The following is a 26,260-nucleotide window of genomic DNA, read 5'->3' as shown; positions in this document are numbered from 1 at the left end:
GAATGATCACGGATCCCGTGTCCGCTCTGTCATCCACCCCAACCAGCGACACTCTCACGCCAGTTGGGCGATCCCGGGAACTTGCGCAAGCCTTGGGGTGCGAGGCCGTCGAACGTTATGTCAACCTGTTTTCGTATACCCTCCTTTTCTCCCCGCTTCGTTGCGTGAACAGGAAAAACCGTCATGCGAGACATGCCGACTGGATCGAGTGATCGGTTGGCAACGAATAGATCGGTTCTATTGCGAGGACTTGGCCAAACCGTCACCATGTTGGCCTGCTCGCGCTCGTTTTGCTCTAGGGCCAACTCCGACTGCTTGATCTGCTCTCTTGATGCCTGCACCCCAACCCAACCGACCCATGCGGTGAGGATCAGACCAACAGCCGCGGCGATCGCGGCCAACTGATTCGGCCAGCGCGGCTCAACGGAGCTATCACCGTCTCGGTTGGTCCTCGACTCCCGCCATCGCCTCCACCATCGCAAGAGGTATATGGACGAATTCTCGTCCCTGGACGTGTCGGCATCACCCGTACTCCCCGCTGCCGCGGGCCGCGCGTCGGCGTGTTGGGGCTGGTCGTCTGCCAACGAGTCCTCCAATGAGTGCACTTGAGGGGGACGAGGGTACCGTGCTCGGTCCTGTTCACAAGCGCAAAGTCGGTCTGGCTCGCTGGCACGAGCGCAAGAATCCGTGACGCGCGGCGTTGCCCGGCCTCAGCAGCGAACGTCTGAAACCACCAGGACGCCAACTCGCCCCAGCATGACCCCACATATCACTCAAAGAGCCCGAAATGCAGAGGGGGCCATTGCTGGGGATCGTTGCGTGATCGGGTTCGTCCGCATCGCCGCGCTGATCGTGAGTCGCGCCGGAGGTCGTGTTCCGGTAGAAGGAGACATCTCGACTGCCCCCACGCACGCCCGGGCGCTGTAAGTCGTGCGGTGGAGGGTGCCTTGACAGCACCCGGGGCATCTACGACTGGCTGAGTCAGCCACGGAGGTAGGCGTGAATTGCTGCCGCTATAGCTTTGCCCAATGGAATCGGTACCGCATTTCCGATCTGGGTAGCAATTTCGGTCTTCGTGCCGCACCAGCGGTACTCAGTGGGGAACCCTTGGATGCGAGCGGCCTCGAAGTGTGTAATGGGGCGATCTTCTGACGGGTGAAGGTAGCGTCCCTTCTCGGGCTTGAAGAACTCGGTACGGATGGTCACCGATGGTTCACCGAGGCGGAGTCTGCCCATGACGTCGCCGGTTCCGGAGTTGTGCTTGTCCCAACTGGTGGTTGAGAGGTAGTCGACGGGTGTCCGCACGCCGGGAGGTGTCGGTGTGTCGAAGTACTTGAATTCACCGAATTCATCTTGGGTGTACCACACGCCGCTGAGGTGCTTACGGTTCCCGCCGGCAGGGATGGCACCATATCGGGCCAGAGAGAGCGTCTCGGGGTTACGACCGAAGTGGAGATTTTCAGTGCTGAATATCCCGGGAAGCTCGGCCTCCAACTCCGGCACGAAGTCCTTGAGATCGGGAAGATTACCGAGTGTGCGCTTGGAGGATTCACGGAAGATGTCGTCCACGGTTTCCCAGTACGTAATTCCCGCGTCGACGCCGGCGATCGTTCGACTTGCCGCAGTGGTTCCATTTTTCGGGCGGCGGAAGTGCGACTTGATGGGATATGTCATCGTGCGACCGTTTTCGGTGTCGCGGCGGACACCGATCACGATGGCTCTGCGGCGTGCCTGTGCGGCGCCGTAGTCCGCAGCGTTCAGAAGGTAGCGCTTGTTCTTTTCTTCCTCGGAGTCGGTGGGCTCATGACCAGGGGGATCGACCAGTCGGTAATCAGCGAGCTTGCCCCCCGTCTTCAACTCATTGAGTAGATTCTGGAACTCATCCGATTTAAGGAAGCGGTCCACGTTTTCGATGACGAATACCTGTGGGCGAATTTCCGCCACGATTCGCACGTATTCTTCCCAGAGGCGGTTTCGCTCGGTTCCCTTTTTCGCGCGATTCAAGGCCGAGAAACCCTGACAGGGAGGGCCGCCGACGACGACGTCCGCGTGAAGGGCTTCCGGAGTCGGCTCCCAGACTTCGATGTCTCCGACATGCACACGGGTCGCCGGTACCCGCCTGTCCTTGCGAAGCTCCCCGAAGTTCACAGCGTACGTGGCCGCTGCGGCGCGGTTGTGTTCGACGGCCGCGATGCTGTGAAAGACGGGCCCAGCGCCATGCTCCCCCGTGGGGCGGAACTCGTGGAACCCCTGAGTGAAGCCCCCGCAGCCGCTGAAGAGGTCGACGACCGTGATGGGTTCGGGGGTGGTGGAACGGGGCGTGAGCATAGGGCGATCTTAGCTTCGGAGCGCGGTTGCGAGGGCCTGACCAACTGCGTAGGCCAGTGGAGGTGGCATGGCGTGGCCCACCTGACGATACCTGGAGGTCTTGCCACCGAAGAGCTTCCAATCGTCTGGGAAGGCCTGGATCGCCGCCGCCTGTTCGACAGTCAGCTTGGGCGGTTCGTCCACGGGGAAATCGGCTCCAGGAGCCTCGTCCCCGAGGCTGTTGCCGTTGACTCCGAGCGCAGCCCACGCCTTCTTACTGCCCGTCGGGCCGAGGTCGGCCCCGCCTCTGCGGTCGGAGCCACCGATGAGAGCCGGCGCAATACGGTCGGCGTTCTTGATCCAGCGTTCGGCGCCCGGCCAACCGTTCGCAGACATGGAGGGACCGAGGGCTTCTCCCACCGTGGGTGGTTCTTCCGTATTCGGAATGGGCCATGAAAAATGCCCGAAATATGGATCTCGTAGAGCGACGAGAAAGCCGCTCTTCCGGTTTTGGGGGACACCGAAGTCCGAGGCGTTCAGGATCTTCCATGCGGTGTGGAAGCCGGCCTGCTGCAGCTCGTGGTCCATCCAAGCGCGGTCCGCAGCGAATTCTGGGGCATCGACCAGATCAGGGACATTTTCGAAGAGGACGGCCTTCGGCCTGATGTCGCAGGCAAGGCTGATAGCGGCGCGTAGTACCCGACGTTCCTCCGTGTCCTCCGCCCGCCCGACTGTCGCCGACGACTTCACGCGTGGCAGCCCGCCACTGACGAGATCGACATCGATGCCGTCGGGACGCATACTTGGGCTGAATTGGGTCACGTCCATGCACACGACGTCCCAGGCTGGTCGGTTGAGGTCGATCGAGAAGCAGGCATCCGCCTTGCTGTCGATGAGGAGTACAGGGTCGAATCCGGCGCGTTCGAGGCCGAGTGCCTGGCCTCCCGCCCCTGCACAGATCTCCAGCGACTTGAATCGTCGGACCTCGACAGGAGTCGGTGGTGTTCTTGGACGACGCGACGACTGCTCGTCGCGTGACTCGGAGACAGGATTTGGCTCCAGTGCCTCGACCGAAGTCACCGGATACGAAGGGATTGTGGGCGCCTTCGGCGTGGAGGACTTCGGGCGCTGGGCGTCCAGCGACTCCTGGGCGACTGCACGCAACTCGCCGTCGAGAGCGTGCTCCTCGGTTCCGTCGAACAGCACGAACGGAGCGAGCCGGAGAAGTCGCTTGAGGAAGTCGCGAAGGGTCTCACGCTCGTTCAGACCGGTCAGATCCAGATCCTTCCAGACCCGCAGGATCGCCCTCACCAGGTGAGGACTTCCGCCCAGTGCAGCCCGGCGTGCGTAGATCTGGTCGAAAGCAGCCTCACCGAGGATCTCGAGGGCGCGGTACGGCTCGGGCTCCTCTGGTGCTCGAACGAGTTGTGCCCGCCACCATAGACGTCCGAACACGTGCCGGGTGAGGTCGGTGCCGAGGACTCGGTCCTTGGGCGGTTGCGGATAGCGCCAGAACGCAACATCGGGAAGGACTACGAGTGCCAGGAAGGCCCAGACATCGCGTGATGCGGCTTCGGCGGGCACCATGCCCATCTCGGCGTGCAGCAGAGCGGCCAGCCGAAGATCGAACTCGGCATTGCCCGTACGGTCGGAGGCGTCCGGGAAACCGGCATGCTTCGCGAGTTCCAGCACGCCTTCCCGTAGGTCGCGGAGTTGACTGGAGGAGACGCGGTCGCCCCCCGTGGCCACGTACACCGCAGAGTCGTGCGTGAGGGCGATGCGCCGGGACAAGTCGGCCGGCGGGAGGTGCCGGTACTCCTCGAAGAGGGGTCTTGCCTGTTCGGCGAGTAGTCGAGGGTAGAGATAGCTCATCATGACACCTCGAAGATCTTGACGGCGGCCTGCAGGTCCGACGAGAACAGGGCCGGCGACTGCCTGTGACGCAGGCGTATGTCGGTGATCGACTGACCCGGGAACAGTTGGTCGAAAAGGTTCAGTAGCGTGGCGCCCAGCGAGCCCTCGGGGAAGTCTGCGTCCTCGGCGAACTCCTCGTGCGTGAGAGCGTGCTCCACCATGACCCGGGCGGCATCCGCATACACCGCGGAGAGAACGATGCGATCCACCGGGCGAGGCCTGCCCGCGTTCTGAAACGCGGTGGCGGTGACCGTGTTCTGCTCGTTGACGAGCAGGAGGAGTGCACCCATGGTGGCGCTTTCCATGCCTCCGCTGATCTGCAGGTGCCAGGCGGCGTCCTCCGGGAATGAGGTTCGCGCGAAGTCGATCACGGCCATGGGGAACTGTGGAGCGTCGCCCTGCAGACGAAGGGTCGTGCGGTCACTCCACAGCACGGATCCTGCTCGTCTTGGTGAGGAAGGCCGTGCGTCGTTCACGCGCTCGGCAAGCACGAGTGCGGTGTCCAGAAGCAGCAGGCCCCCGAGGTCGGCACCACGCAACCGGACATCGAGCTCGACTGTCCTGGTGCCGACTTCGGACAGCCGTACATGCTGAGCGGGGCCGCTGAGGTTGGAGCCTGTGGCAGTCCAGACGACCGAGAGCATGAGCGAAACGTCCGCCGACAGCCCTGTCTGCTGTCGGACCCGGTCGAGGTCGACCCGAAGGGTTCTGCGAGCGTGCACGTCCATCTGGTAGTCCCAGTCGGGCAAGGCCTCGGGCAGAGCTACCTCGCCGTCCTCGACCACCAGGCGCCAGCCCTCCGGTGTCACGACGTCCTCAGTCGGGGCCCGATAAGGGAGTACGCGTCGTGTCACAGAGTTCTCACCGCCTCGACCTTGATGCCGATTTCGGTCATGGTGTCCGGAGCCGGCTGTACCACGGCCCGCCAGATGGAGTCGCCGCCCTCGACCACATGTGGGTCGGAGGTATGGAGCCGGCCGGTCTCGTCCTCCCAGCCGATCAGTACGGGCATGCTGGCCCCGATGGGGGGATCTGTCTCTCGCCCGCCTGTGCCGGGCAGGGTGACGGCGAGGTCAATGCGTACGCGCTGAGGCCCGGCCACGGGCAGTCGGAACTCCTGCACCAGTACGGAGGCGTCTCCGCGGTCGTCGTAGTAGGGGTCGCCGACGTATTGCACTCGGGGACGACGACGCGGAGCGTCGAAGGCGGTACCTTCCGGTCTTTCTGTGTCCGGTCGGCCTTCGTCGCCGAAGTCCCCGGTGGTGTGTCTGCCGTCGAGGTCGGTACGGTGCGTGAACTTTGTCGAGGGACGTCGATCACCGGTGACCCGGTGCGTTACGGCGTCCTCGGCGTCGGCAGACCTGGACCTAGTCGTGGCGGTGCTGCCCGCTTTGGAATAGGCGGTGGCCCCACCGATGCCCCAGGCTCCGCCGACCAATCCCGAGAAGAGCGAACTGGCCGCTCCCAGCGCGACACTGCTGGCTCCGGGGCGGGCTGTGCCGCTCAAGGAGAGCAAGTGCTCCAGGCTCTCGCCGATGCGCCGGAACGTCGTCTGCACGTAAGTGCTCTCCGGCCTGTCGAGGGAATGCGGGTTCCAGGCGTCGTGAGTGGGCGGCTCGGCCTTGGCGTACACCTCGTCCATGGCTTCGTCCGCCCGGAACACCCCGGCATAGCCTTGATTCGCGCTCGGTGGCTTTGGCCCGGCGTGATACGTCACGACCAACTCCGCAGGGCGCATCAGACAGACGTGATGAATCAGATCCTCGATGTTCAGCATGCCGGAGGCACGCGTCGGCTCCAGCGAGGGCATGATCCGTTTCACCAGGCCCAGTCGCCCGAGGTGTTTCTTGGGCTTGTGACATGCCAGGTCGCTACCGTCCGGGCCGATCATCGCCTCGTATGCGGCGACGAACATATTGAGGGGACGCGTCGTGCGCGGATCGGGTACCGGTTGGTGCACTCCGTCGTAGGTCACGGAAAAACACATGGCAGGTGCCTTGCCCGCAGTGGAGATCATTTTGGGCCACAAGTGCCAGGCGATGGTGTCGCTCAGGTACTCGGCTACCTCCGCAGGCTCGGAGTCGTCCAGATTTGGATCGAGGACGACGACCGTGGTTCCGGTTTCCTCCGGCCCGAACGCCTTGAGGCCGAGGCGTTGAGCCACGGCTTCCGCCTCTTCGCCGACCAACGGCTCGACCACTTCGCCCGACGTGTCGCCCCACCAATGTCTTCCTGTGTAGCGGCGATTGCCTTCGGGTTCCGAGGCCACGTAGCTCTTCCAAAGCGTGCAGCCGATGAGACGGGTTTCATGCCTCCCCGCAGAGGTTCGGCAGCGGGAATGGACAATAACCGTGCCAGGCTTGGACAGAAGGTAGAAAATCCCCTTGCCGAAGCCGTAGGTGCCGCCGCCGAGCGCCGTGTCGCGTGGTTCCCCGATGTTGCGTATGAAGGAGACGAAGTCACGCTCGGGGCCCACGGCATTGTCCGCTCGCGTCGGGCCGCCGAGGCCGCGGGTCCCGCGATCGGACACGGACAGAACACGGATCGGGCCCCGCTTCAGGGTGCCGCGGAGTGGAAAGTCTTCGACGTTCTTGGGGGCGCCAGTCAGGAGGAGTTCTCGCCAGGCGCCGGCGTGGGCTGGTCCGACGGTCCACATGTCGATGCGATAGTCCACGGGCACCGAGGACTTCTCGAGCCGGGCATCCCAACTGTTCTGTGCCGACTCCCGTACCAGGATGGTGAGCAGATCGAGCTCGGGCCGTCCCAGCTGGTTGCGAATGCCCTCGGCGGCGCTCGCGCCTTCTGGAGGGTAGGGCTGGGATAACCAGCGGGGTTCCGTCACGCGGACTCCTGGATCATGCGATCGATCATTCGGGACACAGCGGCCGGTGCCATGGGGAGCGGATTCTCACCGGAGAGATCGATGGTGTATTCGACGTCGAGAACGGAGATCGGCACGCCTGCCGCGCCGAGCGTCCGCGTCGTCAGGGTAGGGAAGTCGCGGTTCACCTCGTACCAACGTTCCTCATCGACGACGAAGCGCACATCGCGGTACCGATGGGCATCGACGGACCGATAGCCGGCCTGAGCGAGAAGTCCGAGGAGGGCACTTTCGTCGTCACAGGACCGCAAGGTCTGGTCGAGGATTTCCAAGAAGCCGACACCGAAACCAGTACCGTTGGCGCGATGCAGGCGGAACCAGGCCAGGCAGAGGGTCCCGCCTTCCGGAGCGTCGAGTTGGTCGAGCCCATGAACCCGCGGTCTTCGTCCTTCTCCTCTGGCGCTCGTTTTCACCTCGACAGCCAGGTTTCCGGCGGTGAAGTCGTGGTGGTGGCCATCCGGTCCCCGCCAGAGGCGATGCGCGCTCGAGTCGAGCTGCAGGAAGCGGTCAAGCACCAACAGCTCCCCGAAAAGGCCCGCGAGTTGTTGGGGACCAAGCACAGTCCCCTGCGGCTGGAACAGAGCCTTCCAGCGGTCGAGGACTCGATAGAGCGCCTTGACCGGACTGCTCGGCAGTTTCCCAGTCGCGTCCAATATGTCCGCGCACAGTTCTGTGAACAGGTCGTTCAGGTCCGAGCGCAAGCAGGCGAGATCAGCGTATGTCTGGTACGTCTCGCCATCCTCCAGGGGGCGCTTGCGCAAGTCGAGAACGGGGCCGTCGAGGCCGGAACGGATTTTCAGATGAGAGCGTACGGGTATGAGTAGGTGACGGAACCCGTCGTGGTCGACCGCTGCCGCCACGACACCTTGTTCGGTATCCACCGGAAGTTGTGAAACACGGAGACGACGCTCGCCACTGGGCGGCTCTGCTTCGAGTGCACTCCAGTGTTCCTCGACAACCTTACGAAGGCTGTCGCCGCTCATGCGTCTTCACCTTCGAGGAGGCTGAAGTCCTCGTCCTCCAATCGAACACCCGACAGGTCCGCAGAGATGTACTTCTCCACCGTGCTGTCCCCACCGTGCGGTTTCGGAAAGACGAGGCCAACGCCGATCACGTCCTCCTCCGCATTCAGCGGGGCACGCAGCTTCTTTCCGGGGCCGGGCTCCGACGTCTTGTCGATGGGATACAGAACGAGCAGTCCCGTATCCGGGAGTTGGCGGCGCCGTTCCTCGATAATGCCGCTTTCGGTGAGCTTGCTAATGTCTCCCGCCAGGTCCACGGCGGCATCACGGCGGCTCATGAGGGTCTTGATGTCGGCGAAGTCCGGAGTCGGATTGGTCACAGCAACACGGCTGCGGATGTTGCGCCCGACGGACACGCCGGGGATGAATGAGAACGGCTCACCTGCGGGATTGCCTACGATCGCAACGTTCCACCGGCGCAACGAGCCGACTGCGACCCGCTTTCGTATGTAGCCGCTGATCAGGTCCGCGTCATTTTCGGGTGACTTCTCGTGGAACTTGTAGGTCGTCAGGAAGTCGGTCACGACGTCGTACGGCACATCACGGAAGATGAAGCGGCCGTCCCCCGAGCGGTCCTCCATCCTGACGGCGTTCGAGATTGCTGCGGTGACCAGGTTGCGTGCAGCGGTGATATTGCCCCTCAGCCAGTCCGCGTTGGTGTGAAAGTAGTGGGTTTGAACCCGCTGACCCCCGTACGAGGAGGCGGCTGTGACCGCATCCCGCATCTTGGCAGCAGCAGTCACTCGCAGGGCAGGGTGGGTGCGCAGACGTACGGCGAAGGTGAGGGGAGTCTCGGACTCGGTCATATATATGTCGATGTCACGGCGCATTTCCGTCTCGACCGTGGCCAAGTGCCTGAACCACTCGGCAAGTTCGTCGGTCATCCAAATGCGGGGCAGGTCGGCGTAGCCGTTCCGGAAGCCGAACCAACGCCCCATCTGGAGGAGGGTGTCGTACGCGGAGACTGCACGCACGAAATAGCTGACCGACAGGCCCTCGAGAGTGAGTCCTCGCGAGAGGGTGTTGCCTCCCACGGCTATCGCCACGACTGGGCCGTTCTCGTAGTCGAGACGTGCCTCACTGCTGGAGTTGTCCATGATGATTCGGCAACTGCGGAGTACACCGGGCAGTTCCGCAACCAGCTCGTCGAACGGCACCTTCGTTTCGCCGAAGTCCTCGGCGGGAACGCGTGCCGTCTCCTGATCCCAGAGATCACGCAACCGGGAAAGGAAGACGGCGTCGTTCAGGGCGTGTGCGGCTCGGTTCAGAAGGTGCTTCAACGGTCGTTCGAAGCTGTTGTGCACGGCAGTGTTGACACTCGTGTGTATCAGCATCGTGCTGTGCGGATTACCGGTACGTCGAACACGACGAGCGGCTGTCACGAGCCAGAAGTACTCGACCGCTGTGCGGAGGGTGTCTGTGATGACGGGCTCGAAGCCTTCGATGTCGGCCTTCGTCTCAGGACGCACGCATGGAACGTCGTCCTCCGGCACCGATCGGATCATGTCGTGGCCGTCGTCGACCTGATCGGGGTCCTCGCCGTCCAGTGCATAGCGTCCGAAGAGAACCTCTGTACCGAAGTGTCCTTCCGGCTTCGGTAGGTTGACGACGAAGTCCCTCGGATAGAGATCCTCGGCGCTCGGATCGATCAGCAGGTTGGCGAACGGCGATGCCGTGTATCCCACGTACGCGGAACGCGGCAGGCTCTTCATCATGTTCAGGATCAGCGGATTTATGGACTTCGTCGCGACCGTGGCCTGGTCCGCCTCGTCGTCGATGATCAGCGCGGGGCAGTCCTTCAGATAGTCCGACGCTTTGTCCAGCCACCCGGAGAGCTTACGCAGGACGGTCGCGTTCTTCTTCACGACGCACAGCACGTGCGTCTTGTTGCTCTTGCCGAAGTAAGAAGCTGGATTCGCCTGAGGAGTGAAATCCTTGTCTAGATCGGTGAGTTGTGACCACAGCGAGGGGTTGGGTTCCACGAGCTGCTGTACCAGGCGGGCCTGGGTCTGCCGGCGAAGGCCGTTGTGAATGCCTGCAAGAACAATGAAGAGCTTGTAACCTCGATCGGCGGCCTTGGCCATGACCGAAGTGAAGTTGGTCGTCTTGCCGGACTGGACGTAGCCGACTACCAGACCTCGCGTGGAAAAAGCCTTCTCCTTCGGGTGGTTCAGAAGCGAGACGACACGAGTGGACGAGTCGTCCAGGTTCCGGATGGCGGTGTCCTTGGACCAGCCGTCCTTCAGCAGCATGTCCTCGATTGCGGGCCAGCACTTGTCCTTGGGCTGTGGCCCCGTGTACCAAGTGTCACGGTTGCCCAGGACGACTGCATGAGGTTCTTCAAGTTCCTTGATGCGTATCGTCTGCTGCTCGTGCCGATCGCGGATCTGCTGGATGACCTCCGGCTGGACGCCCATCTGCTCCAGCCGCTTCACAGCCTCCGACGGGGGAAAGGCGTCCAGGATTGCCTTGAACGTCTCGTACATCTCATCGAATTCGTCGGTCACAGGACTGGACCGCCCCCGCTCTCACTCGTCGCGCCGCCCGCCCGTAGAGCGCTGCCATCGAGGCACGCCCTCTGAAGTGCGGGTCGGCACCCCACACTTGCCACAACGTCTACACATTATTGGGCGGCGAGGTGGTCGTTGATAAGTCAATCAAGGTCACGATTTGTTGTCCTCGTCGCCACTCTCGGTGAGGTTCGCGTCGAAGGGGTCCTCGGCTGGAGGTGGTCGCTTCGCCGTCAAGGATGCGGAAATGTGGTGAGCCACGTCCGTGGCGGACTCGTGCTCCCAGAAACGCAGTACCGTCCACCCGGCGGCGGTGAGGTGCTCGGTCGTCTCAAGATCGCGCGCCATGTTCTTGTCGAGTTTCGCTCGCCACCACGCTGCGTTCGCCTTCGGCTGCGTTGCGTGTTCGGGGCAGCCGTGCCAGAAGCAGCCGTCCAGGAAGACAGCGATCTTCGCTTTGCTGAAGGCGATGTCGATGGTTCTGCGAGGCATGCCCGGTACAGGCACATTCACCCGGTAGCGCAGCCCCGAGGCATGCAGCAGGCGTCGCACTGCGACCTCCGGCGCCGTGTCACGGGAGCCTTGTCGGCTCATGCGGGCGGAGACGGATGGGGAGGACGGGACAGCCTCAGACACGCAAGTATTCTGCCGGCGTGTCTGAGGCGGTGGCCACCCGCACCAGCAAGCCGCGCCTTTTGCGGAAGCCGGGCCGTCGCACCCCCGCCAGGCTGCCAGGGTGGTCGCGTACTGGGGGAGGAAAGACGGGCCGTAGGGGTCGAAGCCTCTCGTAAAGGGATCGTGCCGGTAACGATGCCCAGGTTGGGCGGGCCCCAGGGATCTGCCGCTGGACCTGACGATCTGAGAAGCGGCCTGGCCGCGGTGTGGGGCGAGTTGACGGCCGAAGCCGATGAAAGCCGCCATGATGCCCGAAGTAGCGGCCACTCCGTCGCGAGCGGCGCCTCGGCTGTCGTCACCTGCCAGGGGAAGGAGCAGCGCGACACCCGCAGTGCGCAATGCCGTACGGGGCCTGAGGTGCGGCGCGTTCACGGCACTGCGGTGCGGGCGGTGGCCGCACGGCGCATGGTTCCTGTGCGGCCACCGGATCCTTCCCCCGGCGGGATGGCGCTGGCCCGGCTCGTCGTACGAGCAGCCCAAGCCGTGATCGGCGCTGGAACGATGGAAGTCGATGCTCCGTGCCTCAGCCACCCGCTGTGCCGGCCGTCAGGGGACTACAGGGCCGCCTCATTCGACGTGGGCGTGGAGGTCGCCGACGGTGCGGCGGAGTATGTCGGCCAGGTCTCGGCGGTTGGTGACGCCGAGCTTGCCGTAGGCGCGTTGCAGGTGGTTGCTGACGGTCCGGGGCGAGAGGTGAAGCGCGGCGGCGATGTCGTTGCTGGAGGCGCCGCCTGCGGCGAGCAGGGCTATTTCTCGTTCACGCGTGGTGAGGGGTGCGGTGGTCTCCGCTGCGGCCAGCAGCGGTGTTCTGGCGCCAGGGCAGCGTCTCGCGCAGATCGTGGCCCGCGTCGTCGCGTTGGCGGCGCGTCTGGTTTCTCCTGTCCGTAGCCACGCGGTGGCGGCCGCGGTCGCGGCTTCCGCTGCCAGCAGGTCCGCCCCCAGGGCTTCGAGTTCTTCCGCGGCGGCGAAGAGCCGGTCAGGGTCGTCGGCCGCCAGGGCGGCGGCGAGGTGGGCCCGGGCCTGGCCGAGGGCGCCGTCACATGTGCCGGCGAGCTCTGCCAGGCGCTCGGTGACTTCTCCGGCGCCGCCGAGCCGGGCCACGTCTGTCAGGAGCAGTGCCTCCGACGTGACGTGGCCGCCTTGCCGGGCGCTCGAGGCGGCCTCGGTCAGCACCGACCGGGCCGCGGCCAGGTCCCCTCGGGCGGCGTGGAGCCAGGCCTCGCCCAGCCGCTCCTCGCCTCTGAACAGGCCACTCATCGGGTGGGCCAGGCTCTCGGCGACGATGGCTTCGGCGGTCTCGATGTCGCCCATCTGCGCGTGGGTTGCCGCGAGGACCGAGTCCATGAGGCGGGTCGCGAAGGCGACATTCTGAGAGTGGGCCTCCGAAGCGGCCTCCGCGCAGAGATCGCGTGCCTCACTCAGGTGACCGGCGATGAATTCGGTGCGGCACGTGAAGAAACTCGCCCAGAGGTAATTGGCGGGCGATCCGGCGGCGACCGCCTGTGAAATCGCGTCCCGGCCGGTTGTCCGTGCCTGTTCGAGCTCCCCTGTCTCCGTCAAGGTCACCGTGAGGCCGTGAAGCTGGGCGGAAGGGTGCTGGAACAATGCCTTCTGGTCCATGCGGAGGTGGGTGGCGTATGCCTTCGTGGCGAATTCCGCGGCGTCGGCCGCCCGGCCGGTGAAGGCCATGGCGAGGCTCTTGCAGAGCGCGCTCACAAGCCATACGTCGAGTATGTGCTCGGAGTCGATCGCCGCTTCGAGGTCCGCCATCGCGTCCAGCAGGCCCAGGCCGAGGACCGGTTCCCCGGTAAGGCAGCGTATGTATCCTTCGTTTGCCTGGATGGCTTTTTTGCCGATGGTGCTGCCCATGTGGTCCTTGCCCCAGTCGTTCACGCTCAGGGCTTCGCTCGTGCGGCCGTGCAGGAGAAGGGTCAGAGCTCTCGCGCGGACGGTGACGACGCGTTCCGCTTCGTTCTCCGCGGCCTCGCACGCTCTCGCGAGAACTGTTTCCGCCTCCTCGAACTGATGAAGACTCGAATGGGCTTCACCGAGGAGCAGGCGGGTGGCGGTCGTGTGGTGGGTCTCGGGCAGGGCCTCGAGCAGGGTGACGACCTGCCTGTAGTCATGCGCGTGCCGGGCGAGGGCGGCAGCCTGGCTCAGCAGGCCCGGTTCGGCGGTGCCGGTGGCGGTGAGCTGCCAGGTGGCCAGGTGCAGCGCGTCGTCACGCCGGCGTGCGCCATGAGCCAGCGTGCGCTCGGACTGGTGCTGAAGCAGGGTCCGGCGGCGGAGGGAGGGGATGCCGGCGCGAAGCACCTCTCCGTAGAGGGGGTGGGCCAGTTGCACGGTCGTGCGGCGTCGGCTCGTGGTGACCCGGATCAGCCCGGCGCCCTCGAGGTCGGTCAGTACGTCCAGAGACACGGTCGCCTGCGCGTCGGCGAGCGGCAGCGGTTCGCACAGAGCCAGCAGCTCCAGGATCGGAAGCGCTGCCGGACCTCCGGCCAGGAGGCGGGCTTTGATCAGCTCCGTGAGTTTGGGGGTGCTGGTGAGCAGGTCCATGGTCAGTTCCCAGACCATGCCACGGCGAGTCAGCGTCCCGGCTCGCAGCGCACCCATGACCAGCTCGCGCAGGTAGAGCACGTTGCCCTGCGAGACGGTGTGCAGATGCTTCAGCGTGCGGTGGCCGGTCGGGCCGCCGAGCACCTGGCGCAGCAGCTGGTCGGTCTGTTCCTCGCTCAACTCGCCCAGGTCCATGCGCCACACCGCTTCCGGACCGGTCAGGGCGACCACCGCGTCACTTGCCGGCTCTCCGGTGCGCACCGTGCCGATCAAGCGTATGACGCGGGCATCCAGCAGCTGGCGGAGCAGAACGGCCGAGGTCGCGTCCAGGAGATGCAGATCATCGATGAACACCGCCCACCTGTGCCCTCGCGGCCCGGCCAACGCGGCGGCGACCTGGTCGAAGCCCCGTACCGGGTCGGACAGGTCCACATCGGCCGGCAGAAGGTGAGCGATCGCCCCCAGCGGCACCGTCGCGGCGGCTGCCGACGCGGTCGCCCGCAGCGCTTTGGAACCCGAAGCGACGGCATGCGCCAGGCACTCCTCGGCGAGCCGTGTCTTGCCGACGCCGGCCGGACCGCACACCACGACCCCTTGGCACGACCGGTCCGCCCAGGCCCGGGTGAACAGCGCCATGTCCTCGTCCCTGCCGACCATCGGCCAGCGCGAGGCGCTCATCCGCGCGTTCACACGCGGCCTCCGAATGACGCTCGCGCCCGCGGCTGCCACCCGCCGTGGCCCAATCTCTCCATGTCCACCCCTACGCCCCCTGCAGACCCCCGCCTCCGGGCTGTCGATGAGCCACGGTGGCGAGAATCGGCTGACTGGATCAAACGCCTCAAAGTACGGCATCTTGTGCGTTCAGGCGACAGCGGGATGTGTTGATCTTGAATTGGGCGGGCGTGGGCATCGGCAGGTCCTGCCACGCGGGATGCGATCGGGCCCGCTCGGCCCCGGGAGACGTTCTCCCGGGGACGAGCGGGCCGTCGTCGAGCGGGTGGACCGGTGCTGAGGTGTGCCGGCTCCGGTCCTGGTCGCCGGCCGCCGGTCGGCAGCTGGTCGGCCGCCGGTCGGCAGCTAGTCGGCGGCCACGGTCGGCTGCGGCAGCTGGTCGATCGCCGCCACCCGGCCGAAGTCCAGCTTGATGAGCTGGTCGGCCAGGTCGAAGTAGCGGTCGTCGTGCGTGATCACGATGACCGTCTTGCCGCGCTGCTTCAGGTCGGCCAGGATCTCCCGGTAGAACACCTCACGGAAGCGTGGCTCCTGATCGGCGGCCCACTCGTCGAACACGTAGATCTGCCGGTCCTCGAGCAGGGCCGTGAGCAGGGCCAGCCGCTTCCGCTGCCCCTGTGACAGCGCGGTGGTGGACAGGCGGCCGTTCTCCACCGTCACCTTGTGCGCGATCTGCATCTCTTCGAGGTACCGCTGCACCTCACCGTCGAGATCCGGCTGGTTGAAGCCCGGGTAGTCCTCGAACAGGTGGAAGTCCGAGAACACCGCCGACACGTTCTGCCGGAACCACTCGATGTTCTCGTGGGCGATGTGCTCACCGTTGAGCGCCAGGTGCCCGGTGCGCGGCACGTACAGCCCTGTGATCAGCTTGGCCAGCGTGGACTTGCCGCTGCCGTTGCCGCCCACGACGAAGGTGACCTGGCCGGGTTCGAAGACCAGGTTGAGCGGGCCGAGCCGGAAGCCGGAGCCGTCGTCACCCGGCGGCGGTCCCATGGGGGCGGGCAGGCCGTTGCCGAAGCTGTGGTTGATCCGGTGACGGCCGTTGACGTCGGGCGGCGGTGACGCCGGACCCGAGCCCGGGGCGGGCGGACGCCCGCCACGGTGCCCCGCGGGATGACCGGCGTGCTCCCTCGGCGGATGTCCCCCGGGACCCGGCTTCTGGCCGCCCGCGAGATGGGGCGGAGGCTGGGTTCCGGGTGGCGGAGGGAACGGCGAAGGCGGCTCCGCCGCGTAGTTGTAGCCGACGTCCACCAGTTCCAGCCGCGCCTCGCCCGCCGGCGGCCTGTCGCTGTACGGCAGGCTGTCCTCGTTGTGCATGGTCTCCAGCGACAGGTTCATGGAGCGGATCTTCGCCAGCGCGACGTCGCCGCGCAGCAGGTCCGGGATCCGGTGCATGAAGTTCTGCATCGGCATCGCGAGGAAGGTGGTGACCAGCACGTACCCGACCATGACATCGCGCTCGAAGTTCATCGCCTCGGCGAGCACGAACAGGACGAGGGCCATGGTCGCCAGCTGCATCATCTGGCCGAAGCCCTGGGCCACCGAGAACTTCGAGCCGGCTCGGACGTTCTGCTCACGCAGGGTGTCGGCCGATCCGAGCAGATGACGGGTCATGAAGTCCCGGCGCCGGATGCGGTGCAGCTTGAGTTCCTTGATGCCCAGCGACACGGCCTGGTAGGAACGCAGCAGCGCGTCCTCGTGCTCCCGTGCCTCCCGGTAGATGCGCCGTACGCGCTTGAGGATGACTTCGACGCAGGCGATGCCGAGCAGCGTGGCCGCCACCGTCACCGCGAAGACGACCCCGGAGACGGCTGCCAGGAACGCGAAGCACCCGATGATGGTGGCCGCGTCGATGCAGATGCTCGGAATGGCCGTGGCCGCCTGCGACAGTGAGCGGACGTCCTCGGTCAGCGTTGCCATCAGGCGGTGCGTGCCCAGCCGTTCGAGATGCTCGAGCGGGGCCGAGACGATGCCCGCGCTCAGGTCGGTCCGCAGCCGGTAGATGGCGTCCTGGGCCAGACGGATCAGCAGAATCTGCGACAGGACACCGCCGGCCAGGATGACGAGCCCGGTCAGGGCGAAGCTGTGGACCGTCACGCCCGGATGCGGTTCCGGTGACACGACGCCCCGGATGAGCATCACCAGATAGGTGTTCGCCGCACCGCAGACCAGGCCGGCGGCGATGACGGCAGCGATCCGCATCCTGGATATCGAGATGAGGTACCTGATGAGTTGCATGGTTACCGCTCTTTTCGTAGGCCGCGATCAGGCCGGGATTCGGCGCTCACTGCCGGACGATGTCGAAGACGATGCCTTCGAGGGTGACGCCGGGCGCGAAGGAAAATGCCACACCGGTCGAGATCTGCTGGTCCGGCTCGGCCTGGGAGATCATCTGCTCCAGTACGAAGACGAGCGATACGCTGAGCATGTTTCCGTGCCGGGCGAGCAGGTCCCAGCTCGATGCCGCCCGCTCCTCGGGAATGCCCAGTGAGCGCGCCGATTCCTCGATGATCCTCGGTCCGCCCGGGTGGATCGCCCAGAGATCGACGTCGGACTTGTCCAGTCCGTTCCGCTCCAGCACCGCCGACACCACCGGGTCCACGCCCTGGTAGATGTACTGGGGGAGGTCCGGCGACAGCTCGCACGTTATGCCGTCGTGGTTGACGCCGAGCACGATGCCGTCCTCCGCGCCGTCGAAGAGGTGGCTGAAGGTGTCGCGGATGACGACCTTGCCGGGCGCCAGCGGCTGGTGCACCTGGCCGGCACCGATGACGACCGCGCCGCACCCGTCGCCGAACAGGCTGTGGGTGATCACGTCGTTGACGTCGTCGTCGAAGACGGCGTTCACCGAACTGAGTTCGAGGCACACCACCAGGGCCTTCTTGTCCGGGTGGGCGCGAACGTAGTCCACCGCGGTGCGCATGCCGTTCATGGCCGCGGCGCAGCCCATGAAGTTCACGACCACCCGGTTCACCGCCGGGGACAGCCCCAGCTGCTTGATGAGGGCGACGTCGACGCCGGGCGCGATGAATCCGGTGCTCGTGACGAAGACCAGCATGCCGATGTCCGACGCCGGGTCCTCCAGAGACGCGACGGCGCGGCCGGCCACGTCGACGGCGAGCGGCACCGCATGACGGTAGAAGAGGTTCATGCGGTCCCGGATGGTGCCGACTTCCTTGCTGAACTTGAGGAAGTCGGGGTCCAGGGGATCGATCGCCAGGTGACGCGAGGTGATCCTGGTCCTGCGGTACAGCCGCGGGATACGGCGTCGCTGCGCGGGCTCCGAGAAGAGCGCGGCCACCTGCTCGGCGACCTCGGCCTGCTCGAAGTCGCGGTCCGGCGAGCCGGTCGCGATGCTCTCGATCACGCCCACGGTGGTCAGCGGAGCCGGCGGCAGCGCACCTCCGATCGGGTCGTGGCCGGGGACGCGTCCGGCGATGCCGGCCGCTGTTTCAGAAGACGTGAAGCCGTCACCGATGGTGATAGTCACGGATTTCTCCTCTGCATGGAATGAACGGCAGATCGGGCGAGCGCCGATGAGGCGCGGTCGAGCTCGATCGCCAGTGAAGTTTCTTTGAGTGACAGCCTCAGACGGTGCCGATTCCGGTGAACCCCTGCGCCGCGTATACGACACACTGCTTCAGGGCAGCCGGCGAGAAGTGCTCGCGCCAGAATCCCCAGTCCTTCTCCACGGCATCGTCCGAGGGGGAGAGCAGATAGGTGTTGATCTGCTTGGGGAAACGGTCGGTGAAGAAGCTCTTGGCCGGTATCCATTCGACCCCGAACTTCGCCGCCTCCTCACGCAGTACGTCCTCGGTGACGATGTTCGCGAAGCCGCTGCGCTGATACGGCAGCACGTGGTGCACGCGATGCGAGCTGAGGCCGGCCGACAGGAAGCAGTCGACATAGCGGTTCCCGACGACTTTGAGGTCGTAGGCCTGCTCCATCTGGTCGACGGCCCAGTCCTCGGTGTTGTGGACCAGTTCCTCGGTCTCGAGCTCGAAGTCATGGCTGGCGACCACGAGGAACGTGCTGATCCACATGGTGATCAGGAACTGGAGCACCCAGGCCCAGAGATCCCCCATCAGGGCGAACAGGACGAACTCGCCCACCAGCAGGAAACGCACGCCGAACGAACCGATGAAGTGCGGCAGCGCTCCGCCCCACGTCCCGTACATGTCCTTGACGCCCACCTTGCGGGTGAGCCGGCAGACATCGAGAAGCCGGATGATCATGCCGGTCATCGTGTGACCGAACTTGTGTACAGTGTGCAGCGGAATGCGGAACAGCCGTGGCACCCGCATCATCATGGTGAAGACGTTCTTCTTGATGTCCACTTCGCTCTGTGTGAACGGGTGGTGCAGCAGTGCGTGGCCGTCCGCGGTCACGAACGACAGAGCGACGTAGTTGAGGTCGAACGCATTCACGTAGATCTTGTTCATGCCCTTCTGGGCACGGTGGATCGCGTAGTGGCCGAAACCGGCCATCGCGCTGCGCAGCAGCACCATGGCGATCACGAACACCGGCAGCGGCATCCAGCTCCGTTCGAACAGGCGCAGGCCCTGAACGGCGAAGTACAGGACGGCCAGTATCGCTACCGTGATGTTGAAGTAGCGGTCCATCCGCCTGATGCGAGCGGCCATCTCGCGCTGCTTGAGCCGGGCCTTCACCTTGTGGAGGAGGTCGTCCTTGTTGTCGAAGCGGTACTTCGGGGTGTCGCGCCAGCTGTCGAAGTCCTCGCTGAAGAGGAATGCCGGGGCGTTGGCCTTCGGATGGATGTCCTCCGGCAGCGCCTCACGGCCCAGCGAGTAGCGTTCGAGCATTCTCGCGACGGCCTCGGGGTTCTTGTGGTAAGAACCGACGATGGCGGTGATGTCGCGGTTCTTCGTGCGTCCGATGAAGAATTCGCCGCCCGGGTGCTTGGAAATCCATTCACTCAGGTCGTAGGCTTTTCCGTCGTAGACCCAGACGTTGGAGATCGGCGGCGGGCCGTCCGGGTGAGGAGGCCGGCGGAACTCCTCCGGCTCGGCCTCCGGCCGGCCGGTCGGCTCGGCCTCTGGGCGGTCAGTTGTCGTCATTGCATTCCTCCCCGCCTGATCTCGCAATCAGTGCACCGGTTGGTTTTCCTGCGTTCAAGCGGTACGTGGGGCCCGCCGGAAAGTGATTCGCGTGTCTGCGTGCGTAGAACAATGTGCTGCTCCGGCAGTCTCGGAACCTGAAAACGAAAGCGGCCCGGGGCGCGGTCTGACAGGCGTCGCCGCCATTCCGCGTCCCCGGGCCGGCATCCGCTCGCTAGGCGGCCGGGTTGGGGATGGAAACCGGGGTGCCCCACTTGGACAGCATCACCGTGATGGTTCCGTCTCCCTGCTTCACCACGGCCTTGACCAGGTTCGGCGCCTTGTCCGGAGAGCCCTTGTCGGGAGGAGAGGCCTTGCCCGAACCGCTCGGCGGAGGGACGTCCTTGATCCAGACGGTGATCGGGAGGGGCCCGCCCTTCTTGCCGGACTGGGGGACGATGAAGTCGATCACCGAGGCGTCCACGGTGCCGCTGATCTTCACCGTGTCGACGCCGTCGACCGTCTCCCGGGCTTCCGACTTGGGGTTCTTGATCTGGGCGATCACATTGGCGATGCCCTTGTCCTTGTCGAGGATGACACCCGGGTCGTAGACCTTCTCCGCCGGCCCGACCGGCTGGTACGCGGAACCGTCGCCGGCGTACAGGGTCTTGTTCGAGACGACGAACTTGGTGTCGGTGAAGTCGGCCTGCTTGCTGGTGCGCACCCGGGCCTCGCCGGCCGCCTGCCCCTGGCCCTTCACCTTGTTGGTGACGTCGGCGTTGACCTTCTCCACCGGCAGGTTCGGGATGTCGGCGACAGCCAGGTTCAGGTGCACGTCGTGCAGGGTCTGGGTGGTGCGCGCGCTCTCCGCGACAATGCGGGAGGCGTCCGGCAGAGCACTGGGCTTCGAGGGGCTCGCGCCCTTGTCGTCGCTGCTCGTACAGCCGGTCAGCACCGCCGCGGACGCAGTCGCCGCCAGCGTGATCGTTACCAGGCCCAGCCGTCTGCGCTTGGCAGCGAGCGTGCTGGATATGCCATCAGCCATGACAGTCCCCCGAGGATCTTTGATTACGTCATTGAGTAGGAAGAGCCGCTACCTGGCTGCGGCATACGCATCTCACGCATCGGTACGACGCGTGACCAGGAAGCTCGCCAGACCTTGTGAAGCCGTCATCTGATCAGTGGTCACCAAATCACTGATTCAGGTGGTCTGCGTAGCTGATCCGTACGGATGCAGACAGTACTTGACTTTTCGGCCAAGGGGTGTGCTCTGCACTGAGTACTTGTTACTCAATTTCTGCGACGACCCTGGGGCTGCGCCGGCCGCGGGGAAGGAGCCGGACCGGGGGTGGGCCGACGGCTTGCGGCTTTTCTGTCATCTCGCCCGTTTTGTCACTTGCCGAAGCCGCACCAGAGGCTTCCCTCTATCGTGTACGGGCCCAGTTCTGTCGGGTTGTGCACGAAGATGTCGACACCGGTCGCGTTGGGTACGACGTCCATCGTGGTCTCCGGATTGGTGCCACTTGTCGTGAGGATTGTTTCACCGGTCTCGTCGTTTCTGCCGATGATCCTCGACCGGAGGAAATCCGGGTGATCGGCGGGGCACTCGATATGGATCTGAGATTCCCTGTTCGTCTCCGCCACATGATACGTGCCGGTCAGCACCCTTTCCGTTCCGATGTTCCATCCCCCCGGCTGGTGCCCTGGAGACGTCGGCGGATTGCTGAGTACGCAGGTGTAGGTGACGGTGAATTCCGCGGAATTGGACCAGTTGATCACGTCCACGCCGAACATGTCGTCGCTCAGCACCCCGTAGTTCTTGAACTCCATGCTCGAGGTTCCATTGAAGGAAGGCTGCCCGGAGAGATACGTCCCGGAGGGGCATGTGAAGTAGAACGTCGTCTGCTCGCCCTGAGGTGCGGTTCTGGTCTCGGTGATGGTGGTGCTGTGATTCGGCGGGGTGGGGGTGGGGGTGGGGGTCGGCGTCGGCGTGGGCGTCGGGGTCGGGGTCGGCGTGGGCGTAGGCGTAGGCGTGGGCGTAGGGGTGGGCGTCGGCCCACGACGGGTCCGTGTGACTGTTGTTGATCACGTCCACGCCGAATCCGTTGCCGTGACAGGAGTTCGCGGCCTCGAACTGGATATTCCGGGTCACGACGTTGGGCCCCGGGGAGACGCCCACTCCACTCATTTCCGAATTCAGCGGGCAGTAGAAGAACCACCGGTCGACGAGATCTGCGGCTACTGTGACACGGCCGGGCGCGTCGCCGATGGTCTGAGCGGCGGCCGAGGAGCTCAGCATAAAGGTGCCCCCGGCAATGACGGCCGCAATGACCGTGGCCCCCGCGGCAACCTTGGTTCGATTCAATTTTACGGGAGGCCGGCCCGGCGTTCTCGGGCCGGCCGACGGCGTCGGCTGTTACGCCCCGTGACACTCCCCGTAAGCCCGGCCCGACCCGCACCAGCAGGCCGCGCCCTTCTGCGGCGGCCAGGCCGTCGCCCGGCCCCGGGCTGCCAGGGTGGTCGCGTACTGGGGGAGCAGCGACGGGTCCGCCGGGGAGGCGCCCTCCGAGGCGGCGAAGGCCTCGTAGGAGGGGACCGTGCCCGTGACGATGCCCAGGTTGGGGGTGCCGGAGGCCGCCAGCTCCCGCAGTGAGGCCTCTATCGTCGCCAGGTGGCCGGCGTGGGAGGGGTACTCCTCCGACAGGGACGGGTACGCGGCGAGCAGCTCCGTCAGCTCGGCGGCCGGCCAGTGCAGGACCGCCACCGGGAACGGGCGGGAGAGAGCCTCGCGGTAGGTGCCCAGTTCGGCGCGGAGACGGGAGATCTCCGCCGCGAGTTCCGCCGGGTTGTCCGAGCCGAGGGACCACACGCGCTTGGGGTCGTGGAGCTCGTCCAGGGAGACGGGCGAGGAGTGCAGCGTGTCCGCGAGGGCGTCCCAGTCGTCGTGCGCCGCGCCGAGCATGCGGCGGACCCGGTGGCGGCCGAAGAGGAGCGGGTGGGTGGAGTACGGGGGTTCGGGTACGTCCGTCAGCAGCAGGCGGACGCCCTCCGTGAACGTCTCCTGCGCCGCCTCCAGCTCGTCGTGCGACTCCAGCGCCTCCGCCACGATCACCCAGGGGGCCGGGTCCCGGGGGGCCGCCGCGCGGATGCCGGTGATGATCGCGCGGGCTTCCGCCTCGTGGCCGTACTCCCACAGGTTGGAGGCCTTCAGGGCCCGCACCAGGTGGGGGTTCTCCAGGCTTTGCTGGGACGACAGCAGGCGGTCGTAGAGCGCGGTCGCGGCGGGGCGGTCGCCGGCCAGCTCCAGGTGGGCCGCGGCCCGCAGGAGCAGCGCTTCGGAGTCCTCGGGATACAGGCCGGCGGTCCGCTCCAGGCGGGCGGCTTCCGCGGTGTGGTCGACGTTCTCGGCAGGCGTGTCGGGGCGCATGGGTGACACCGTACTGCCGACCACCGACACGGGGAGAGCCGTCCCGGCTGCAGGACGCGCTGCTTCGGGACGGCGCTCCACGCGCGGGCCGGCCGGACTCTTTCCGGTTACCGGGCAGACCCTGTCCGGCCACCGGCCGGACCTTTCCCGGCTACTGGCCTGCCCCTTCCCGGCCGCCGGCCGGACCGTCCCGGCTAGATCGTCACTCCGTCGATCTGCAGTGTCTGCACCGACTTCGCCGCGAACGGCACCGCCACCGACTTCCCGCTCAGGTACGTGTCCGTGTACGCCTTGTACCGGTCGCCGCCGGTCGTCACCGTGTTCCAGCGCGGGACCAGGCCGCCGGAGCCGCCGCTGACGGTGGTGAAGCGGGAGAGGTCGAAGGTGAGGGTCTGGGCGGAGGCGGAGGTGTTCGCGGCGACGATCACCAGGCGCCGCGCCGACGCGTCGTAGCCGGCCGCCGCGTAGCTGACGCCGGTGTCGAGGATCGTCATGCCCGGGCGGATGTGGCGGCTGAACTGGGCCATGACGTAGTACTTCGTCTGGACCGCGCCGGGCTGCAGCGTGCTCCCGTCGTAGGCGATCATCGCCCAGTTCGCGGACGGGTCCATGACCTGCCAGTAGACCCAGGCGGTGGGGTGCAGCCAGCGGAAGTCGTAGAGCAGGTTGCTCGCCATCGTCATGCCGGTGCCGTCGTTGTCGCCGGTCTCCGAGTTCCACAGGGCCTTGCCCGCGGTCGTCACGACGTCCGTGTAGAGCAGGTCCCGGCGGCCGCCCGAGCCCTGGTAGCCGTGGACGTTGACCCGGTCGACGTATCCCTTCGTCGTCGAGCTGAAGGAGTTGAAGGTGGTGCGGGCGAGGTCGTAGCTGGTCTCGTCGGACGCCGCGATCCGCGTGCCGGTCAGGCCGCGCTTGTCCAACTCGCTGCGCAGGTAGGGCAGTACGGCTGACTGGACCGTCGCGTCGATGTGGCAGCCCTCCTGGGTGCCGGTCGCCGTCCACCAGCTGGAGCTGGGCTCGTTGAAGGCCTCGACGGTGGAGAAGGTCACGCCCCAGTCGTTCTTCGCGCGCAGGGCCACGGCGGCGAGGTGGGAGGCGTGCTGGCGGTAGTTCCAGGACTGGAGGTTGTTGCCGCCGTCGGCGGCGCCCGACGGGTTGTGGTTGTAACACATCCACCACATGGGGGAGTTGGCGAACAGTTCGGTGACCGCGCCGCGTTGCGCCGCCTTGACCAGCATCGCGCGCTGCGTCGCGTCGGCCGTCCAGTCCCACGCCGAGGACGTCGGGTCCTCGTTGTTCCAGTCCTGCCAGTAGCCCTCGATCTGCTTGAAGGCGGGGATGTTGGGGGAGACGGCCATGCCCTCGCCGCCCACGCTGTTCCAGCTGCACGCGCCGAGGTTGTAGCGGGCGATGTTCAGGCCGAGGCCGGGGAGCGCGGTGCCGTCGTAGGTCACCGACTTGGTGGTGAAGAAGATGTCGGCGAAGTCGTCCCGGGCGCCGAACACGTTGGCCCACCAGGCCAGGGAGGTGCCCCAGCCTTCCCAAGTGCCGTACTTCGTGCCGGGGTTGACGGCGACGGTGGCGTCGGCGTGGGCGGTGCCGGTGGCGAGCGCGCTGCCCAGGAGGGTGCCGCCCGCCGCGGCCAGCAGGGTTCTGCGTCGGATCATGGATGCGTCTCCGCTTCGCTCGGCGTGGCTTGTCCCGTGCATGCCACGAGGAAGCATCGGGGGTGACGGGTGGGATTGTCGAGGGTTGTGACAGCCCTTTCTCAACCCTTTCTCAAACCGGCGTACGAAGTCTCGAACGAGGGGGTCGGGCGTGCTTACGGGCCTGCGGGGCTGGTGAGTTGGCGGTCCGGCCCTTATCGTGCGGGCGGCCCGGTGAAGGAGGCAGCGTGACGATGCGCGTTCCTGTCGTGCAGCACAGCGGCCTGCGGCGGCGGGAGCGGCGACGGCGCGCGCTGTGGGCCGGGGGTGAGGCGCTCGTCACCGTCGGGGTCGTCCTCCTGCTCCTCGTCGCCCACCAGCTGTGGTGGACCAACCGGGAGGCGCGGCGGGCGGCCGAGCGGAAGGTGGAGGCGCTGGAACGGGAGTGGGCGGCGGGCGGTGGCGGCGGCGATGGCCGGGGCTCCTTCCCTACGGCCGTACCGGCGCCGTCCGGCCGGCAGGGCGCCGGCGCCCGGTCCCGTCGGCAGCCGGAGGCCGCCGCCGGGGCGCCGTCGCGTCCCCGCCGCTCCCAGGCCTACGCCGTCCTCACCGTCCCCCGCCTCGGCCTCCGCGTCCCCGTCGCCGAGGGCGTCGGCAAGCGGGACGTCCTCGACAAGGGGTACGCCGGCCACTACCCCGGCACCCAACAGCCCGGCCAGGCGGGCAACTTCGCGCTCGCCGGGCACCGCAACACCCACGGGGAGCCGTTCCGGCACATCGACCGGCTGCGGCGCGGGGACGTGCTGGAGGTGGAGACGCGCGGTGCGGTGTACACGTACGCCGTCGACCGGATGCTGCCGCGGACGTCGGCCCGCGACGGGGGCGTCCTGCGGCCGGTCCCGCGTTCCACGGTCCGTCCCGCGTACGGCTACCCGAGCCCCGGCTACTACATCACCCTCACCACCTGCACCCCCGAGTACACCTCTCGGTACCGGCTGGTGGTGTGGGGGACCCTGACCTCGATGCGGCCGCGGGGCTGAAGCGCAGGGAGGCGGCCGTGAGGCCGGGGCGAGGGGGCGTGCGGTGAGTGCCACGTGTGTGCAACCGTCGTACCCGTCGAGGACGTCCGGTTCAATCGAGGGAGCAGACCCGCACGCGCGGGCGGGACGAGGAGGGGGACGCCATGATCCGGGGCTGGATGTCGCGGCGGCCCGTCGCCGTTCTGTTGTTCCTGGTGCTCGGCGTCGCCCTGTTCGACACCGGCAGCCTCACCGCCACCGTCGCGCTCGCCGCGACCGCCGCGGCCGGCTCCGCGCTCGCCGCCTGCGTCCTGGTCGCCGCGCGTTCCGCGCCCGCCGTGCCGCCCACCCGGGTGCGTACGGCCATCCGCGACCGCGCCCGCCGTACGGCATTCCTGCCGCAACGCGATCCCGACGCCAAGGGCCGCACCCGGCCCCGGGCGCCCGGGTGTGCCCTCCCGGCGACCACCGCGTAGGGCACCCGCTTCATCCGCGGCGTCCGCCCTCGCGCGGG

The 26,260-nt window shown here is 66.3% G+C and carries 17 protein-coding genes; 2 read left to right on the top strand and 15 right to left on the bottom strand.

The window, feature by feature from the left end; translation table 11 throughout:
• Window positions 1-981: 981 nt before the first annotated feature.
• From ACH4ZX_RS08800 to ACH4ZX_RS08730, 15 genes are all read right to left on the bottom strand, one after another.
• A complete protein-coding gene (locus ACH4ZX_RS08800; protein ID WP_398269655.1) occupies window positions 982-2,328 on the bottom strand; it encodes a DNA cytosine methyltransferase in 1,347 nt (448 codons plus the stop codon).
• Between the two features lie 9 nt (window positions 2,329-2,337).
• On the bottom strand, window positions 2,338-4,179 hold the full coding sequence (locus ACH4ZX_RS08795; protein ID WP_398269652.1) for a DUF6339 family protein: 1,842 nt from the start codon (window positions 4,177-4,179) through the stop codon (window positions 2,338-2,340).
• Window positions 4,179-5,030: a hypothetical protein gene (locus ACH4ZX_RS08790; RefSeq protein ID WP_398269649.1), complete on the bottom strand. Its 852-nt coding sequence runs from the start codon at window positions 5,028-5,030 to the stop codon at window positions 4,179-4,181. Before ACH4ZX_RS08790 ends, ACH4ZX_RS08795 begins: the two co-directional genes overlap by 1 nt.
• A gap of 41 nt (window positions 5,031-5,071) precedes the next feature.
• A complete protein-coding gene (locus tag ACH4ZX_RS08785; protein WP_398269646.1) occupies window positions 5,072-7,063 on the bottom strand; it encodes a hypothetical protein in 1,992 nt (663 codons plus the stop codon).
• Complete coding sequence (locus tag ACH4ZX_RS08780; RefSeq protein ID WP_398269643.1) at window positions 7,060-8,085, bottom strand: PD-(D/E)XK motif protein; 1,026 nt, start codon at window positions 8,083-8,085, stop codon at window positions 7,060-7,062. Before ACH4ZX_RS08780 ends, ACH4ZX_RS08785 begins: the two co-directional genes overlap by 4 nt.
• Entirely contained in the window at window positions 8,082-10,631 is a 2,550-nt protein-coding gene (locus tag ACH4ZX_RS08775; protein WP_398269640.1) for a Z1 domain-containing protein, read from the bottom strand. The genes ACH4ZX_RS08780 and ACH4ZX_RS08775 overlap by 4 nt, the downstream gene beginning before the upstream one ends.
• A gap of 156 nt (window positions 10,632-10,787) precedes the next feature.
• Window positions 10,788-11,228, bottom strand: coding sequence for a very short patch repair endonuclease (locus ACH4ZX_RS08770; protein ID WP_398269682.1), 441 nt, complete (start codon window positions 11,226-11,228; stop codon window positions 10,788-10,790).
• Window positions 11,229-11,876: 648 nt separating this feature from the next.
• Entirely contained in the window at window positions 11,877-14,555 is a 2,679-nt protein-coding gene (locus tag ACH4ZX_RS08765) for a LuxR C-terminal-related transcriptional regulator (RefSeq protein ID WP_398269637.1), read from the bottom strand.
• A gap of 387 nt (window positions 14,556-14,942) precedes the next feature.
• Entirely contained in the window at window positions 14,943-16,835 is a 1,893-nt protein-coding gene (locus tag ACH4ZX_RS08760) for an ATP-binding cassette domain-containing protein (protein WP_398269634.1), read from the bottom strand.
• 46 nt (window positions 16,836-16,881) lie between these two features.
• Window positions 16,882-18,087: a type III polyketide synthase gene (locus ACH4ZX_RS08755; protein WP_398269631.1), complete on the bottom strand. Its 1,206-nt coding sequence runs from the start codon at window positions 18,085-18,087 to the stop codon at window positions 16,882-16,884.
• A gap of 97 nt (window positions 18,088-18,184) precedes the next feature.
• Complete coding sequence (locus ACH4ZX_RS08750) at window positions 18,185-19,675, bottom strand: cytochrome b5 domain-containing protein (protein WP_398269628.1); 1,491 nt, start codon at window positions 19,673-19,675, stop codon at window positions 18,185-18,187.
• 214 nt (window positions 19,676-19,889) lie between these two features.
• Window positions 19,890-20,699 (bottom strand): LppX_LprAFG lipoprotein, encoded by an 810-nt coding sequence (locus ACH4ZX_RS08745; RefSeq protein ID WP_398269625.1) that lies wholly within the window; start codon window positions 20,697-20,699, stop codon window positions 19,890-19,892.
• A gap of 347 nt (window positions 20,700-21,046) precedes the next feature.
• Window positions 21,047-21,484, bottom strand: coding sequence for a hypothetical protein (locus tag ACH4ZX_RS08740; protein ID WP_398269622.1), 438 nt, complete (start codon window positions 21,482-21,484; stop codon window positions 21,047-21,049).
• A 586-nt stretch (window positions 21,485-22,070) separates the two neighbouring features.
• On the bottom strand, window positions 22,071-23,081 hold the full coding sequence (locus tag ACH4ZX_RS08735; protein ID WP_398269619.1) for an SEC-C domain-containing protein: 1,011 nt from the start codon (window positions 23,079-23,081) through the stop codon (window positions 22,071-22,073).
• A 194-nt stretch (window positions 23,082-23,275) separates the two neighbouring features.
• The gene (locus tag ACH4ZX_RS08730; protein WP_398269616.1) at window positions 23,276-24,748 is read right to left on the bottom strand and encodes a beta-1,6-galactanase; all 1,473 of its coding nucleotides are present in this window, start codon (window positions 24,746-24,748) and stop codon (window positions 23,276-23,278) included.
• 233 nt (window positions 24,749-24,981) lie between these two features.
• Here ACH4ZX_RS08730 and ACH4ZX_RS08725 point away from each other — a divergent pair, with 233 nt between their 5' ends.
• Window positions 24,982-25,767 carry a class E sortase gene (locus ACH4ZX_RS08725; RefSeq protein WP_398269679.1) on the top strand — a complete coding sequence of 262 codons (786 nt, stop codon included), beginning with the start codon at window positions 24,982-24,984 and terminating at the stop codon, window positions 25,765-25,767.
• Window positions 25,768-25,910: 143 nt separating this feature from the next.
• On the top strand, window positions 25,911-26,222 hold the full coding sequence (locus ACH4ZX_RS08720) for a DUF6412 domain-containing protein (RefSeq protein WP_398269613.1): 312 nt from the start codon (window positions 25,911-25,913) through the stop codon (window positions 26,220-26,222).
• Window positions 26,223-26,260 lie beyond the last annotated feature (38 nt).

Origin of the sequence: Streptomyces sp. NPDC020490 (assembly GCF_044335305.1) — a bacterium.
GTDB lineage: Bacteria > Actinomycetota > Actinomycetes > Streptomycetales > Streptomycetaceae > Streptomyces.
Note: the sequence above shows the minus strand (reverse complement) of the source record. Positions and strands in the feature narration are given on the sequence as shown.